The 14607-nt window shown below is 44.6% G+C and carries 16 protein-coding genes; 15 read left to right on the top strand and 1 reads right to left on the bottom strand.

What is annotated here, in order from left to right; genetic code table 11:
• The first annotated feature begins 25 nt into the window (after positions 1-25).
• From AC5W2J_RS13475 to AC5W2J_RS13415, 13 genes are all read left to right on the top strand, one after another.
• On the top strand, positions 26-655 hold the full coding sequence (locus AC5W2J_RS13475) for a bifunctional 2-keto-4-hydroxyglutarate aldolase/2-keto-3-deoxy-6-phosphogluconate aldolase (protein WP_496059974.1): 630 nt from the start codon (positions 26-28) through the stop codon (positions 653-655).
• 143 nt (positions 656-798) lie between these two features.
• A complete protein-coding gene (locus AC5W2J_RS13470; protein WP_496059973.1) occupies positions 799-2001 on the top strand; it encodes a CynX/NimT family MFS transporter in 1203 nt (400 codons plus the stop codon).
• 88 nt (positions 2002-2089) lie between these two features.
• Positions 2090-3127, top strand: coding sequence for a LytTR family transcriptional regulator DNA-binding domain-containing protein (locus AC5W2J_RS13465; RefSeq protein WP_496059972.1), 1038 nt, complete (start codon positions 2090-2092; stop codon positions 3125-3127).
• 134 nt (positions 3128-3261) lie between these two features.
• Complete coding sequence (locus AC5W2J_RS13460; RefSeq protein ID WP_496059971.1) at positions 3262-4110, top strand: ABC transporter ATP-binding protein; 849 nt, start codon at positions 3262-3264, stop codon at positions 4108-4110.
• Positions 4107-4817 (top strand): ABC transporter permease, encoded by a 711-nt coding sequence (locus tag AC5W2J_RS13455; RefSeq protein ID WP_496059970.1) that lies wholly within the window; start codon positions 4107-4109, stop codon positions 4815-4817. The genes AC5W2J_RS13460 and AC5W2J_RS13455 overlap by 4 nt, the downstream gene beginning before the upstream one ends.
• Positions 4818-4977: 160 nt before the next feature.
• Entirely contained in the window at positions 4978-5868 is an 891-nt protein-coding gene (locus AC5W2J_RS13450) for a cation diffusion facilitator family transporter (RefSeq protein ID WP_496059969.1), read from the top strand.
• Between the two features lie 146 nt (positions 5869-6014).
• Positions 6015-6671, top strand: coding sequence for a carboxymuconolactone decarboxylase family protein (locus tag AC5W2J_RS13445; RefSeq protein ID WP_496059968.1), 657 nt, complete (start codon positions 6015-6017; stop codon positions 6669-6671).
• Between the two features lie 401 nt (positions 6672-7072).
• Positions 7073-7492, top strand: a complete 420-nt coding sequence (locus AC5W2J_RS13440) for an Asp23/Gls24 family envelope stress response protein (protein WP_496059967.1) — start codon at positions 7073-7075, stop codon at positions 7490-7492.
• A gap of 23 nt (positions 7493-7515) precedes the next feature.
• Positions 7516-7797, top strand: a complete 282-nt coding sequence (locus AC5W2J_RS13435; protein WP_496059966.1) for an AbrB/MazE/SpoVT family DNA-binding domain-containing protein — start codon at positions 7516-7518, stop codon at positions 7795-7797.
• Between the two features lie 80 nt (positions 7798-7877).
• The gene (locus AC5W2J_RS13430; protein WP_496059965.1) at positions 7878-8285 is read left to right on the top strand and encodes an ion channel; all 408 of its coding nucleotides are present in this window, start codon (positions 7878-7880) and stop codon (positions 8283-8285) included.
• A gap of 69 nt (positions 8286-8354) precedes the next feature.
• Positions 8355-9107, top strand: coding sequence for an SDR family NAD(P)-dependent oxidoreductase (locus AC5W2J_RS13425; RefSeq protein ID WP_496059964.1), 753 nt, complete (start codon positions 8355-8357; stop codon positions 9105-9107).
• A 116-nt stretch (positions 9108-9223) separates the two neighbouring features.
• On the top strand, positions 9224-9751 hold the full coding sequence (locus AC5W2J_RS13420) for a hypothetical protein (protein ID WP_496059963.1): 528 nt from the start codon (positions 9224-9226) through the stop codon (positions 9749-9751).
• 124 nt (positions 9752-9875) lie between these two features.
• Positions 9876-10727: an alpha/beta hydrolase gene (locus tag AC5W2J_RS13415; RefSeq protein WP_496059962.1), complete on the top strand. Its 852-nt coding sequence runs from the start codon at positions 9876-9878 to the stop codon at positions 10725-10727.
• Positions 10728-10770: 43 nt separating this feature from the next.
• Here AC5W2J_RS13415 and AC5W2J_RS13410 read toward each other — a convergent pair whose 3' ends face one another.
• The gene (locus tag AC5W2J_RS13410; RefSeq protein ID WP_496059961.1) at positions 10771-11340 is read right to left on the bottom strand and encodes a hypothetical protein; all 570 of its coding nucleotides are present in this window, start codon (positions 11338-11340) and stop codon (positions 10771-10773) included.
• A 121-nt stretch (positions 11341-11461) separates the two neighbouring features.
• On the opposite strand from AC5W2J_RS13410, the gene dsdA reads away from it, so the two are divergent.
• Entirely contained in the window at positions 11462-12769 is a 1308-nt protein-coding gene (dsdA, locus tag AC5W2J_RS13405) for a D-serine ammonia-lyase (protein ID WP_496059960.1), read from the top strand.
• Positions 12756-14582 carry a putative bifunctional diguanylate cyclase/phosphodiesterase gene (locus AC5W2J_RS13400; protein ID WP_496059959.1) on the top strand — a complete coding sequence of 609 codons (1827 nt, stop codon included), beginning with the start codon at positions 12756-12758 and terminating at the stop codon, positions 14580-14582. The genes dsdA and AC5W2J_RS13400 overlap by 14 nt, the downstream gene beginning before the upstream one ends.
• Positions 14583-14607 lie beyond the last annotated feature (25 nt).

Here is a 14607-nt window from a genome sequence, read left to right as displayed (position 1 = left end):
CATCATCCAAAGGGGTACCTAAGCTATGAATCAAAAATTAGAAACATTAGCTGCACTTTACGAAGAGAAAGTGGTAGCCGTTATTCGTGGAGAGACTTCTGAAAAAGCGGAAGATGTTGTTTTAGGAGCTTACGAAGGAGGCATTCGTGTAATGGAAATCACATACACGATTCCAGGGGCTACGGAGTTAATAAAAAAACTCAGAGGCCAGAGCTCAGATTGGATTATTGGAGCAGGGACAGTATTAGATGATATTACAGCAAGGCTTGCTATCCTGGCCGGAGCCAGATTTATTGTTTCTCCTTCTTTTAATGAAGATACAGCTAAGTTATGCAATAGATATCAGGTTCCCTATATACCAGGATGTTATACGACACAGGAAATAGTACAGGCGTTGGAATCCGGTTCAGATATAATAAAAGTTTTTCCGGGCAATATGAGCGGGCCTTCAGGACTGCAGGCGATAAAAGGTCCCTTACCTCAAGCCAATCTAATGCCATCCGGCGGAGTGAACGCAGAAAATGCAGAGGAGTGGCTGGAAAAAGGAGCCGCGGCTGTAAGTATAGGCAGTCCTCTTTATAAAGAGTCCCATCAGGAAATAGTAAAAGCCTCTAAAAGTATAATAAATTCAGTAAAAAAAACGATCAATGGATGAAAATCCTATTGATCGTTTTTTATGTAAATAGATACGCAAAAAGTATTAATTGTAAATTTTTCTAAAATAACGAGACAAACCTTTTCTTTTTCATTAGCATAGAAAGAAGAATAATACGAAGTAGAAAAAAAGCGGGGAACCTCATGTCATTAGAAACGATGCAGGAAAAAGACCAGAATAAAAAATACCATATGCTTCTTATTATAGGAATTATCCTAATTGCTTTTAATCTCCGCGCAGCGATTACGTCGGTGGGACCGGTACTGGGCTTTATTCGGGAAGATCTCGGCGTAGACCACAGCTCGGTCGGTGTATTGACTACTATGGTGCTGCTTACGTTTGCAGGAGTGTCGGCGATTGCATACAGATTTGGAAACAGAGTGGGCCATCAGAGAGCCTTATTTTTAGGCCTGATTGTCCTGGTGGCCGGTATTCTTATCCGAACAGTTCCTAATTTATGGTTTTTGTATGCCGGAAGCGTGGCGGTGGGAGCAGGCATCGCCGTATGCAATGTGCTGCTGCCCGGCGTCATTAAATGGTCATTCCCAACAAAAATGGGGCTGATGACAAGTATTTATACGACGTGCATGGCTATATCGGCCGCTTTTGCTTCCGGACTGTCAGCCCCCATTGCTGAGCAGTCGGGAACAGGATGGCAGGGCGCGCTTCTTTTATGGACACTTCCGGCATTAGCCGGCATTATTTTATGGGCGTTTATTTTAAATGGAGAAAAGAAAAAAGCACCGCCCGTAAAGGAAGCCGGGCGAACGGCGCTTATTTGGAAATCGCCCCTTGCCTGGCAGGTAACATTATTTATGGGATTTCAATCCATCGGTTTTTACGTCATGATCACATGGCTTCCGGACATTCTGGTGGAAACCGGCGGCGTGGCATTAACAAGTGCCGGCTGGATGGTGGCAATGATGCAGGCGGCAAGCCTCCCTGCGTCTTTCGTGACACCGATTTTAGCAGAACGCTTTCGCCATCAAATTGGGATCATCATTGCGATAGGTCTTACCGCATTAACGGGGCTGACGCTGCTGCTTACGGCTTCATCTTTTCCTATGCTTATTGCAGCAGTTCTATGTATCGGCCTGGTACAGGGGGCAAGCATCAGTCTGGCGCTGGCATTGTTTGGCCTGCGTGCAAAAACGGCAGGTAAAGCGGCCGAGCTCTCAGGCATGGGTCAGTCGGTCGGATACTTATTGGCCGCATTTGGACCGCTGGTGGTAGGCGTACTGTACGACTGGACGGCTACGTGGAGTGCGGGCCTGATTTTCTTAATGGTTATCGCGGTCTGCCAAATGACAGCAGGAATTGGTGCCGGCCGGAATAAATACGTTTAAAAAAATGACCGGATAGAAATGTTTTTTACAAACGACTTTAATCAATCATGGTGAGGCTGCGGTTAAATAAAAAACAGGGGATGTTTTTATGGCGGTATTAAAAATTGAAGCTTTGGAAAAACAGAATGAAGACACGGTTATTTTTCCGGCGTTCGGACTGGAAGTTTCCCACGGTCAGGCAGTGGCTGTCCATTCGAGTACAAACATACGAAACATTCTCCTGCGCATGCTGAATGGAGATATGACGGGGTCGAGTGGAGACATTCATGTCCTGAATAAACCCATTTCCACGTTTGCGAAGCCGGATTATACATGTATGGGCGTTTCTTATCTGGACGACGGGCTGTATCCAAGGCTTACAGTAAAAGATGTCTTTACATTTTACCGGAGCCTTTACAACTCCAGCAGAAGCATCCCGGACGTTCTTCATATGCTGCAGCTCGAAACGAAGCATAAAGTCCGGATACAACACCTTTCCTATTCAGAACAGCGCCGTGTGCAGGCAGCGCGCCTGCTTTTTCAGAATCCTGCTCTGTTTGTATTTGAAGAAGCAGACCAAAATGTAGATATGGAAACAAAGCGTATTTTTATCAAGCTTATTCAGGAGTTAAAACAAATGGGAAAAAGTATCCTGCTGCTTACAAGCAATATGGAAAGTGCCATTACAATGGCTGATCATGTGTACAGGCTCGATGAAACAGGATTTCGTTCTATTGAAATGGAACAAGAAGATGTGCCGGAAGCTTTGGAAGACGAGGCTTCTATTGAAGAAATAAAGCCGGTGGTTCAGTTTGATAAGATTCCCACAAAAATTGATGACAAGATTATTTTATTTGACCCTACCGAGATAGATTTTGTGGAAACATCAGCCGGTCAGGTGCTCATTCATATAAAAGGAGAAGGATTTCCCGGCGTTTTCACACTAACCGAACTGGAAAGCAGGCTTCAGCCTTTCGGTTTTTTCCGCTGCCACCGCTCCTATATCGTGAACCTGCAGAAAGTAAGAGAAGTGATTACATGGACCCGAAACAGCTATACGCTTATTTTAGAGGACAACAATAAAACAGAAATCCCTCTGTCTAAAACAAAAATGGCGGAATTAAAAGCGATGATCGGCATGAAATAGTGCTTCATTCACCCCGCCATCTGCTCCATTCGCCTACCGGCTGACGCTGTTTATCGTAAATATAAGGCGGGGCACCGGCGTTTCTTTTATTCTGGAATCAGCAGCAGAACAGCTGACATCCAGGAGGGATAATGATGGAGTACAGTATTGAAGTGAATAATGTGTCCAAAGTTTTCAGCAATTATGAAGCGCTGAAGAACCTTGATTTTAAGGTAGCCACCGGAGAGATCTTTGGTTTTCTAGGTCCGAGCGGAGCTGGAAAAACAACAACGATTAAAATGCTGACCAACCAGATCAGACCGACGGATGGAGAAGCATTAGTATTAGGCCGGTCCATGACCAAAAGCTGGAAAGATGATTTTCAGCAGCGGATGGGTGTGCTGACCGATAACAGTGCTTTGTATGAAAGACTGAGCGTTTATGAAAATCTAAAGCTGTACTGCGATCTGTATAATCTATCGTACCGCCGTATTGAAGAAGTACTTGAAATGGTGAATCTTGAAGAAACGGGAAATAAAGCGGTTGGAAAGCTTTCGAAAGGCATGACCCAGCGTGCGATGCTGGCCCGGGCCTTTCTACATGCCCCGGATCTTTTGTTTTTGGATGAACCCACCTCTGCTCTTGATCCCGCCAATGCAGCACACATCTACCGCAGCCTGCGGGAACTGAACAAAAAGGGAACGACGATCTTTTTAACGACGCACAATATGCACGAAGCGGAAATACTTTGTGATCGGGTGGCCTTTCTGGATCATGGAAAAATTCAGCTGTTGGATGCCCCGCAGAAACTGCGGCGCCGGTTTGCTGATAATACGATGACGGTAGAGTTAACGACCGGCAAAAAGATTACGATAGACAACATTCCGGAGAACGCCAAAGCCATGTACACCTACATGGCAGACGAGCGAATTGCTTCGATACACACAAACGAACCAACCTTGGGAGACATTTTTGTCAAACTGACTGGGAGGGAGCTAGTATGACACTGGCATTGAGACGTATGTATGCTATTTTTCAGAAAGATATGAAAGACGTATCGAAAAATATGTATATTTCCACTACCGCATTAACTCCTCTTATTCTGGCAGTTTTTTACGGACGAATGGATAATATCCCAATAGACATGTATTACTTCATTATTAACTTTACGTTTGCGATTGTAGCTGTTTTCGTTCAGGCTGCTATCATTGCAGAAGAAAAAGAAAAAAATACGCTCAGAGGACTAATGCTTTCCCCGGCTTCTGTGGGAGAAATACTCATAGGGAAAAGTCTGCTGACGATAGCTTTTACAGGAATTACGCTGGCGCTGAGCATCTTTCTGGTCGGTTATGAAATTCCTAATGTACCTGTGATTGTTACAGCTTTGTTTATTTCCGTTCTGTTTTATACAGCACTGGGAACACTGCTGGGTCTTCTGACAAAAACGGTAATGGAAGCCTCGGTGGCCTTGCTGCCGATCATGTTTGTCTTTGGATTTACCCCCTTAATTGATGCCATTATTAATCAGTATTCCGCTTTCTCCTTTTTGGAATATATGCCTAATATGCAGCTTGTTGAGCTGGCTGCCCGGATGGAAGCAGGAGGCGGATTCACGGAAGCGTGGCAGCCCCTTTTAATTATTACGGCTTGGTTTGCAGCAGCTCTTGCTGCCGCCTGGGTAGTTTATACAAAAAGAATGACAGATAACTAGAACACCACCGGTGCAGAGAAATACTGCATCGGTTTTTTTGGCTGAATGAAACATTGTTAGCAGCTTGATACTAAGTAAGCAGGAAGACAAAACGTTGCTGTATCCCCACCATGACTCCGCTTGATAAAATAATAAAGAGCAGTCAAACGGAGGCGTAGTCATGAAGAATGAAGAAAAATATAAAAAAATAAAAATGGGTGAACGAGGCGCCATGCTCAGTATAGCAGCTTATCTTTTTTTAGCTTCTCTTAAGCTGTTTGTGGGCGATGCAGCAAACTCGGAAGCATTAACAGCGGACGGGTGGAACAACGTAACCGATATAGCAGCTTCGGCTGCCATTTTAGTGGGCTTAATGATCTCCCGAAAGCCGGCCGACAGCAATCATCCTTACGGCCACTGGAAATCAGAATCGATTGCTTCGCTTATCGCTTCTTTTATTATGATGGCAGTAGGAATCCAGGTGTTATCCGGTGCGGTAAGGTCTGTGCTGGCTGGAGAGCACGTGACACCGGAATGGACAGCAGCTGCTGCCGGAATTTTTTGTGCTGCCTTTATGTACGGCATCTACCGGTTTAACCGCCGCCTCGGAGAAAGGATAGACAGCCAGGCCGTTAAGGCGGCAGCAAAAGATAATTTAACCGATGTGTGGGTCAGTGTCGGTGCGGTTATGGGGATTATAGGGGCCCGGTTCTATCTTCCGTGGCTGGATTCTGTGGCAGCGATTGCGGTGGGGTTATTAATCTGCAAAACAGCATGGGGAATATTTAGAGAAACGTCTCATTATCTGACGGACGGATTCAGCGAAGAAAAACTCACTTCCTATAAAGAAGCCGCTTTTCTTATCCAGGGAGTGTCGGAGGTGAGCGATATTCGGGCAAGAAAATACGGCAATAATACGGTTGTGGATATTGTGCTCAGCGTTCCATCGGATTTCAGCATTGAACGGGCCCATGATATTTCTACACAAGTGGAAGATATGCTGGTTCAGCAATTTGATGTTTATGACGTTCATGTCCACGTAGAGCCGGCCAGAAAGGTCAGGCCGAAATAAAGCCGGATCAAGCCGTAAATTTGTCTTTTTTGTATGGTAATAAGCTCTTTTTTCTCGGGAACAGGCATGCCGCACCACCTCTTCGGTCTGGCACGGATTTTGCAAAAGAGAAGGGTGCAGTCAATAAGAAAAAAAGAGGTGGAATCATGGAAGAAGGAATCTTATACAAGAAACAGCATTTTACCCGTCTGCAGGAATTTGCCTCTCTAGCTCCGGAAGCATTCCGTACTTTTGTTGCTTTCGATCAGCAGGTGATGGAGAGCGGATCGATCGATCTTAAACTAAAGGAGCTGGCTGCAATCGCGGTCGCCCATACGACGGGCTGCCCGTATTGTATTGAACTGCACGTAGAAAACGCTAAAGCAGCAGGAGCCACGAAAGCAGAAATGGGAGAGGCAGTGCTTACAGCAGCGGCGTTGAAGGCCGGATCCGCCCTGGCTCATGGGGTCAACGCCCTAAATGCTTATGATGAAAAGGAAAACAATACGCTTTATAAACAATCATATTTTGACAGACTGTCTGAATTCTCCAAGCTGGTTCCGGAGGCGTTTCAAGCCTTTGCAGCGTTTGATGCAGAAGCAGTAAAAGAGGGAGCGCTTTCGGTTAAAGAAAAAGAGCTGATTGCGGTCGCAGTCGCCCATACGACCGGCTGTCCCTATTGCATAGAAGTGCATACAAAAGCAGCAAAAGCTGCCGAAGCGTCATTGGAAGAGACGGCGGAAATTATTATGGTGGCTTCAGCGTTAAAAGCCGGCTCTGCGCTGGCTCACGGTGTAAATGCTCTAAATGCTTATGATGCATAATCAAAAAACAGGCTTCCCTTTAAAGGGGGAGCTTTTTTCACCCTTTAGAAGGTGGAATATTATGAATTATTTCTTTTTATACAATTGAATATGTTATATACTAAGCGTAAGAAATAGAAAGAAAGAATATGTGTCCAATGAGTGGCTTTTGTGTCCTCTCATGCTTGTAAGTGAATGTAAATGAGAGCATACAGGAGAAAATGTAAGTTTGATCTAATTGAAAGAGGTGCCGGAGGGCAGTGATTTTTATAGGTTCTTATATACCCCAAAGGCGGATTGGTCTTTCGTGAGGGCATTTGTTACATTGAAACTCTAAGAAAGGAGGGGAAATACGGAATAACTTATCTTTTGTTTTACGTTTAAACAGTACTGGAAAATTTAATAGCAAAGGGTGGATCCTTATGGCTGAAGCAAATGCAAGTCAGCGTGACCTGCACATTGAAAACAGAGTTATAGAAAAAATAGCAGCTCTTACTTTGAATACTATTCCGGAAATTCTATCGATGGACGGTGGAGCGGGTAGTAATTTAACAGAGCGTCTTGGCCGAAAAGACCTAACAAAAGGCCTTACAGCAGAAGTAGGCAGAAAGCAGGCTGCAATTGATGTAAGTGTTGTGATTAAATATGGATCCAGTGTTCCAAAAGCATATGATGAAGCGAAACAAAAGATAAAAGAAAATCTTGCCCAAATGACAGGGCTTGAGCTGGTAGAATTTACAATGTTTGTTTCAGATATTGATTCCGAAGGAGAAGATAAGCTCGGTTTCGAAAAAACAGAAACAGAAACAGGGGCAGCTACGGAACAAAGGGTACTGGAATAGAAAATTAAAGGTGGAAGTAATTAATGAAATCAACAGGTATCATTCGTAAAGTAGACGAATTAGGAAGAGTCGTGCTTCCAAGAGAATTAAGACGCTCTCTCGACATTGAACAGAGAGACCCCCTGGAAATTTATGTGGACGGCGAAAAAATCATTCTGCAGAAATATAAAGCAAATCACGCCTGCATCGTAACAGGAGATGTCGATGATGACAATCTCTCGCTTGCTAATGGACAAATTGTATTGAGTCCCGAGGGAGCAGAGGAAATACTGGAAGCTCTTAAAGAGTACACAGGAAAGAAATAAGAAATACGCATATAATAATAAAAAGGTTTTCTCCCTCTTTCCCAAGGGAAGTAAGGTAGAGGAGAGAGGGAGATAGCCTTATGATTTCAACAATATTGATTGGGATGACCATTCTGTTTGTTATTGCAAACCTATATTACTTTTTTACGAATAAAACACATAAAAAAAGCGGTTTTGACTCAGCTTTATTTTACAAGCTGTTTTTTGTTTTGGTCGCTGTAACATTCGGCTTTGCGCTGTTGTATTACTTATTGTCTTTTAATGAGGTTATACTGGTCATCAATGATCCAACCGATGCCATTGCGGATACAGGCTTTCTAAACTGTCTTTACTTCAGCGGGGTGACAATATTGTCGGTCGGGTACGGTGATCTCGTGCCCGTAGGCTCAGCCCGTTTTTTTGCGTTAATTCAAGCAAGTATTGGCGTGCTTCTGCCTTCCGCGTATTTCGTAAAAGCCTTGGGAAGTAATGAAGAAGACTCAGAATGATGCAGTATGATTTGACAGAAAGCCTATACTTTAATGTAGAGGCTTTTTTTTATAAAGGAGGAACATATCATGAAATATATTATTATTACCGGAGCTTCCAAAGGCATCGGACGGGCGGCAGCGCTGCAGTTTGCAAAAAAAGAAACGCATCTATTTTTGTCGGCCCGGTCAAGCCTGGAAGAACTGGTTCCGCTGATTGAAAAGCGGGGAGCTTCGGTTTCTGTTTTTCAGGCGGATTTATCGGTGAGCGGAGAAGCCGATAAGATGATGGAGGCAGCCAAAGAAGAGATGAAGCAGAATACGCTGGACGAAGCTGTTCTCATTAATAATGCCGGCATGGTTGATCCGGTCGGCACCGCCTCTTCTTACAAAAGTGAAGATGTATCAAGGCATATGGAGCTTAACCTGTCTGCGCCGATCGTATGTGCCGCTCATTTTATGAAAAGCCTGGAGAAAAGCAGCATTCCCAAAACTGTTATAAACATTTCTTCTGGAGCCGCCCATTCCGCTATTTTCGGATGGAGTGCCTACAGCAGTTCCAAAGCAGGACTGGAGCAGTTTACCAAAACGGCTGCAATGGAGCAGCAGGACGCCCCTCACCCTGTGTTTATCTATGCATTTTCTCCGGGAATCGTAGATACTCCGATGCAGGAATCGATTCGGTCAGTCAGCAAAGACAATTTCCGTGATTTGGAACAATTTAAGTCTTATAAAAAAGAAGGAATGCTGCTTCCACCGGAAAAAGTGGCAGAGGCTCTTGAACAGGTTCTACAACAACGGCCCGCCGGCGGAAGCTCATTATCGGTAGAATCCTACATTTGAAAAGGTCCGCCGGGGCTGTCTCCGGCGGACCTTTCACCTGAGACATGAAACCTCGTACCTTTGTTTTTATCCTCATTTAGAAAGGGTATATGAAAAGAAAGCAGAAGGAGGAAGCAATGCGGAAGTATGTATTTAAAGACAGCGGTTTTTTATCCAACCTTACAGCGATTACAGTAGAAAACAATCTGGGAGAAGAAGTTGGCTCGATCTATCAGGAAGATCGCCGCGGCTATATAGACAAAGAAGGATTCACGTATAAAAATACAGAGGGGCGAATGCATTATCTGGGCAGAAAATCGTCACGCTTTCCTAAAATATCTATAGAATATGGACTGGCAGGAGAAACACGTACATATTATTTAAAAAGCAAAGCCGCCGGCTCCCTATTGTATTTCCGTGTAGAAGGAAAAATCGACAAACAGCCGGTTGTTTTAGAAGAAAATTGGAAAGAAGGCCTGAATCTTTCCATGAAAGGCCGAAAGCTGGCTTCTGTGTACCCGGGAGCCACTTTTTTTAAAGTGACCTATGAGGTGAGTGAAGAAGTGGAAGAAAATACATCTATATTTGCGCTGATTATTTTAATGTATTTCATGCATAAACTATACCAAAAAGAAAACAACATGCTGGAGGAGATTTTTCAATAAAGAGAGGGTGTGAAGTCCCGTGAAACGTTTATGGGCGGCGGGGTTGGTAACAGGAGGAGGCTTTCTTCTCGGAGGCGCAGGATTGTATATGCACAGTTATGCCCTTTCAAGGAGAAACAGAACGATGTTAAAGCAGACAGAAGGAAAGTCCTCCGCTGCTGTAGAAGAAATGAATGAGCAGTCACGGCGGGACTATGAATGGGCGTTAAGCCTTCATCCTGAATCGCTGGAGGTTACTTCCTATGACGGACTTCAGCTTAGAGGGATTTTTCTCCGGGCAGAAAAGCCGATCCGCCGGACGGTCATATTGGCACATGGGTACAGAGCGGAAGTTGGACTTCGCGATATGGCTTCTCTGGCTAAGATGTATCATGAAGAATTTGGTTTTCACGTGCTCTGCCCTGACAACAGGGCCCATGGAGCAAGTGAAGGAAACACAATTGGATTTGGCTGGACAGATCGAAAAGACTACCTCGAGTGGATCAATTTAGTAATGCAAAGAGAGAAGCAGGCGGAAATTATACTACACGGTGTATCTATGGGAGGAGCCATCGTTCTTGCGGTGAGCGGTGAATCTCTGCCTGATCAGGTGAAAGGCATTGTTTCAGACTGCGCCTTCACCTCCATGCATGATCAGCTCGCCCATCAGCTTAAACAGGCTTTCGGCCTGCCGCCCTTTCCTTTAATGCCTGCTGCAAGCCTTATTAATAAATGGTATGCTGGACACTTCTTTAAACAAGCTTCTGCTTTAAAACAGGTGAAAAAAGCTGCGGTTCCTATTCTATATATTCACGGAAAAGAGGACTTCTATGTACCAACAGAGATGGTATATAAGCTTTACGAACAAACACGAGCGGCCAAGCGGCTGTATGTAGTGGAAGGAGCCGGGCACGGCCAGGCCTTCAGCCAAAATAAACAGGCATATCAAAAACAGATTGAAGACTTTCTGCAAGAACAATTAAACAAAAACACATAAAAAAAGCAGCCTGTTAAAAGGCTGCTTTATCCCATATAATGTATTAAACGGGACGATTTGTCACATGGTGATCTGTGTCATCATCATTTGAAGATTGATTAGACGTATTTTGATTGGAAGAGTCCTCGGACGTGCTTTGGCTTGAAGAATCTGTGCCGGAAGTGTTTGTTTCAGAAGAACCGGATGTGCTTGACGTGTTGTCTCCGCTCAATTCTGATTTTGCTTCTTTCACTTTTTCTCCTACGTCTTTGATATCCTGCTCGGTGTTTTTGGCAGAAGAGATAATATCCTGAGAATCATCTTTTACTTTTTGAGCCTGCTCTCCAAGCTCTGATCCTCTTTCATCCAGTATTTCCTGGATTTTGGTTACAGCTTCTTTTACGATCGTAATCGTATTCTGGGTGCGGTTTTTAATACGCTCCTTGCTGCCTTCCGGATCTTCTTTATACTCCTGAACCATTTTGTTTCCTGATTCTTTGAGCTTGGAAGAGCTCGTTTTCACTTTTTCTCTTGAAGCAGAATTCGTTAGGACGAATGCTACGCCGCTTAGGGCACCAAGAGCAATACCAAGGCCGATTTTGCTGCCGGCTTTTGTGTTTGTTTGCTTTGCCATTGTTAGTCTCCTTTTAAATAATAGTTATTTTAAATGCTGGTCTCTATTAAATAGCTTTACCCGTCCTTTAATAAATGTAATCATTTGTTTCATAAAATGCAAAAAAGAATAGAGGGGTATTATGGATATTCAACAGTGGATAGAAAAGTTTCCTGTACTGCAGCGGGCCGCGGCAGCAAAGGAAATGATGTGGCTTAATCCTTCTTTTTCTCCCGTTCATTCTGTACATACAGCTGTTATGAAAGAAAATATTGCAGAAGAAGCGGGGGAAAGGCTGCAGCGGTTCAAACCGTGGATGCAGGAAGTGTTCTCCCTTGAAGATCCATACCGTTCACCGTTGACAGAGGTAAAGAACCTGCAGCAGGAGCTGCAGGTTCAGGGCAGGCTGTTTATCAAACAGGATAGTGAGCTTCCGGTGGCTGGATCCATAAAAGCACGCGGCGGTTTTCATGAAGTGTTTGCCTGGGCGGAAGAGCTTGCTTTGCAGCACGGTTTACTAACAGGACACATGGATGATTACCGCAAATTAAATACACCGGAAGCAAAAGCCTTGTTTTCGTCTTATACGATAGCAGTAGGCTCAACCGGGAATTTAGGGATGAGTATAGGCATAATGGGAGCCGCACTTGGCTTTAAATCCAACGTACATATGTCAAAAGATGCTAAAGCATGGAAAAAAGATAGGCTGAGAAACAGCGGGGTCCAGGTTTTGGAATATGCGGATGATTACAGCAGGGCGGTAGAAGAAGGCCGTCGGCAGTGCCGGCAGGAACAGAAATGCCATTTCGTTGACGATGAACGATCCACGCTTCTTTTTGCAGGATACACGACAGCGGCAGCGGAGCTTGCTCAGCAGCTGCAGGAAGCCGGGCTTTATCCAAGTGAAGAACATCCTCTATTTGTATACCTGCCCTGCGGTGTTGGCGGAGGACCTGCCGGGGTTGCCTTTGGATTAAAACGCTTGTTTGGTGAGCATGTACACTGTTTTTTTGCAGAACCAACCCATTCTCCGGCAATGCTCATTGGGCTTATTACAGGAGAGCATGACCGAATATGCGTCCAGGATCTGGGGCTCGATAATCAAACGGAAGCGGACGGTCTGGCTGTGGGACGTCCTTCTGCCCTTGCTTCTGAAGTCATGGCGCCTTTATTGAGCGGGGCCTATACGATAGCAGACAGCCGGTTATATGAGTATCTGGTCCTCTTAATGAATACGGAGCAGATTTACTTAGAGCCTTCTGCTCTCGCCGGCATGGCAGGACCGGAAAAGGCCTCCGCCTCCGGCTATATGCAGGCATATGGAGTGGATCCGGAAACGGTAACTCATATCATCTGGGGGACTGGAGGCGGCCTCGTGCCGGAAAGTGTGAGAAAAGAAGGTTATACTAAAGGGAAAAGCCGGAAGGAGTCCGGGAATGAATCGAATTGAACCCTATTTGGAACGAAAAGAAGCATTTCTTCGAAGCCATACAAAAACGTTAGGGCAGATTATATGCACGGCTCTAATTACAGGAGCTATTTCATTTGCAGCGGTGGATTATTATTTTTCCGATATGCCTTATTCTATTTTAATAGGGTTGGGGATTATTGTTCTGGCTTTGATTGTTTTGTGGGTAACCCAAAGCAGCCTTTCTCCTAAAACCCAGACCTATGCCATTTCTCTTTTGGCTTTGATCGTTCCTTTGCTGAACCTGCGTTACGCTGTAGTGGGGGGACAGACGATTTGGGCATTAATATTTGTTTTTATTATATTTTCCTTATTCTCGTTATCGAGGCTTCCTCTTATTTCCGCTGGTATTACCGGTTTATTCACGCTCTTTATGCTCTGGTGGCACCTTCCGGAAGCTACCCTTTATCTACAGATGTCCGATCACATTGCCAGAATTTCGTTAATAATGATTGCCCTGCTGATTGCTTTTTGGATCAATACGTTGTCTATCAGTAAAGAACGTATGATGCTTGCCTACACAGAGGAAATAGAAAATGCTTCTTTAACAGACAACATTTTGCAGATGCCCAACCGCCGGGCATTCGAACACAAGCTGGAAGAGTGGAAGGGTGAGCCGCATTTTCACATCTGGGTCATTAATATTGACCGATTTCAGGTTATTAATGAAATTGCCGGCTATCAGACGGGTGATAACGTGCTGCGCCAGATAAAAGAGCGAATAGCCGCTGTTCTTCCACAAGAAGCTTACTTTGCAAGAGGTCAACAGGATGATTTTCTTATTTATTTACCTGAACCCCTCCGGCAGAAGCATGAGGGGCTGGAAGAGAGGCTGCTTCAAGCTGTTCATGAACCAATTCAATACAACAATCAACAGTTTCTGCTGAAGGCAAGTGTAGGAATGGCTCCTTCGGCCCAAGTGGGAACAGATACAGCTTATGTGATAAACAGCGCTGAATATGCCATGAGAGAAGCAAAGCAAAAAGGAGGTGGACAAGCAGTAGTCTGCACCGAAAAACTGTCGGAAGAATCGGAGTACCGGATGTTCATCACAAATCGAATGACACCGGGAGCACTTAGTAATGAATTCAGCCTGCTGTTTCAGCCGCAATGTGAAACAGATTCAGGGGAAATTACTGGAGTAGAGGCTTTAGTGCGCTGGGAGGAACCAGAGAAAGGGTTTATATCTCCTGATACTTTTATACCGATTGCAGAAAAAAGCGGCTTTATCCATCCACTTGGCGAATGGGTGATTAGGGAAGCCTGCAGACAAACGATAGAATGGGCTGCCGCGGGCCGGATGAAAGTGGCGGTTAACATTTCTCCGCAGCAGCTTACTCACACCGGTTTTGCAGAAAAGGTTCTCGCTGTTTTGAATGAAACAGGGTTTCCACCGGATTCACTGGAGCTGGAAATTACAGAACATGTCCTGGCGCTTCATATGGAAGAAGCAAAAATGCAGCTGCAGCTTTTGCGGTTAAACGGCGTTCGTATTGCGATTGATGACTTTGGAACTGGATATTCGTCTTTGTATGTCCTGCAGAGTTTTCCGCTCGATAAAATTAAAATTCCAAGAGAATTTATTCAGGCCATTCACATGAGTTCCAGAAAACAGCACATCGTTCAGTTCATCGTCCGTATGGCCAACGATTTAAAGATGGATGTGCTCGCGGAAGGAATCGAAGAAGAAGAAGAGTTTGATTTTTTAAAAAAAGCCGGCTGTGGTCAGGTTCAGGGTTATTATCATTACCCTCCGCTAAATAAATCCCAATTAATTCAGGAAATCACAAGGTAAACAGCAGCCTTTATGCACTAATGGA

The organism is Sinobaca sp. SA16-1 (genome assembly GCF_059510515.1).
Note: the sequence above shows the minus strand (reverse complement) of the source record. Positions and strands in the feature narration are given on the sequence as shown.

Bases quoted from the DNA above. Each gene is read 5' to 3' on its own strand.
- AC5W2J_RS13415 (WP_496059962.1), top strand. From the start codon at position 9,876: ATGTTAAAGCAGACAGAAGGAAAGTCCTCCGCTGCTGTAGAAGAAATG.
- AC5W2J_RS13440 (WP_496059967.1), top strand. From the start codon at position 7,073: ATGGCTGAAGCAAATGCAAGTCAGCGTGACCTGCACATTGAAAACAGA.
- AC5W2J_RS13410 (WP_496059961.1), bottom strand. From the start codon at position 11,340: ATGGCAAAGCAAACAAACACAAAAGCCGGCAGCAAAATCGGCCTTGGT.
- AC5W2J_RS13420 (WP_496059963.1), top strand. From the start codon at position 9,224: ATGCGGAAGTATGTATTTAAAGACAGCGGTTTTTTATCCAACCTTACA.
- AC5W2J_RS13470 (WP_496059973.1), top strand. From the start codon at position 799: ATGTCATTAGAAACGATGCAGGAAAAAGACCAGAATAAAAAATACCAT.
- AC5W2J_RS13400 (WP_496059959.1), top strand. From the start codon at position 12,756: ATGAATCGAATTGAACCCTATTTGGAACGAAAAGAAGCATTTCTTCGA.
- AC5W2J_RS13475 (WP_496059974.1), top strand. From the start codon at position 26: ATGAATCAAAAATTAGAAACATTAGCTGCACTTTACGAAGAGAAAGTG.
- AC5W2J_RS13455 (WP_496059970.1), top strand. From the start codon at position 4,107: ATGACACTGGCATTGAGACGTATGTATGCTATTTTTCAGAAAGATATG.
- AC5W2J_RS13425 (WP_496059964.1), top strand. From the start codon at position 8,355: ATGAAATATATTATTATTACCGGAGCTTCCAAAGGCATCGGACGGGCG.
- dsdA (WP_496059960.1), top strand. From the start codon at position 11,462: ATGGATATTCAACAGTGGATAGAAAAGTTTCCTGTACTGCAGCGGGCC.
- AC5W2J_RS13435 (WP_496059966.1), top strand. From the start codon at position 7,516: ATGAAATCAACAGGTATCATTCGTAAAGTAGACGAATTAGGAAGAGTC.
- AC5W2J_RS13430 (WP_496059965.1), top strand. From the start codon at position 7,878: ATGATTTCAACAATATTGATTGGGATGACCATTCTGTTTGTTATTGCA.
- AC5W2J_RS13445 (WP_496059968.1), top strand. From the start codon at position 6,015: ATGGAAGAAGGAATCTTATACAAGAAACAGCATTTTACCCGTCTGCAG.
- AC5W2J_RS13460 (WP_496059971.1), top strand. From the start codon at position 3,262: ATGGAGTACAGTATTGAAGTGAATAATGTGTCCAAAGTTTTCAGCAAT.
- AC5W2J_RS13450 (WP_496059969.1), top strand. From the start codon at position 4,978: ATGAAGAATGAAGAAAAATATAAAAAAATAAAAATGGGTGAACGAGGC.
- AC5W2J_RS13465 (WP_496059972.1), top strand. From the start codon at position 2,090: ATGGCGGTATTAAAAATTGAAGCTTTGGAAAAACAGAATGAAGACACG.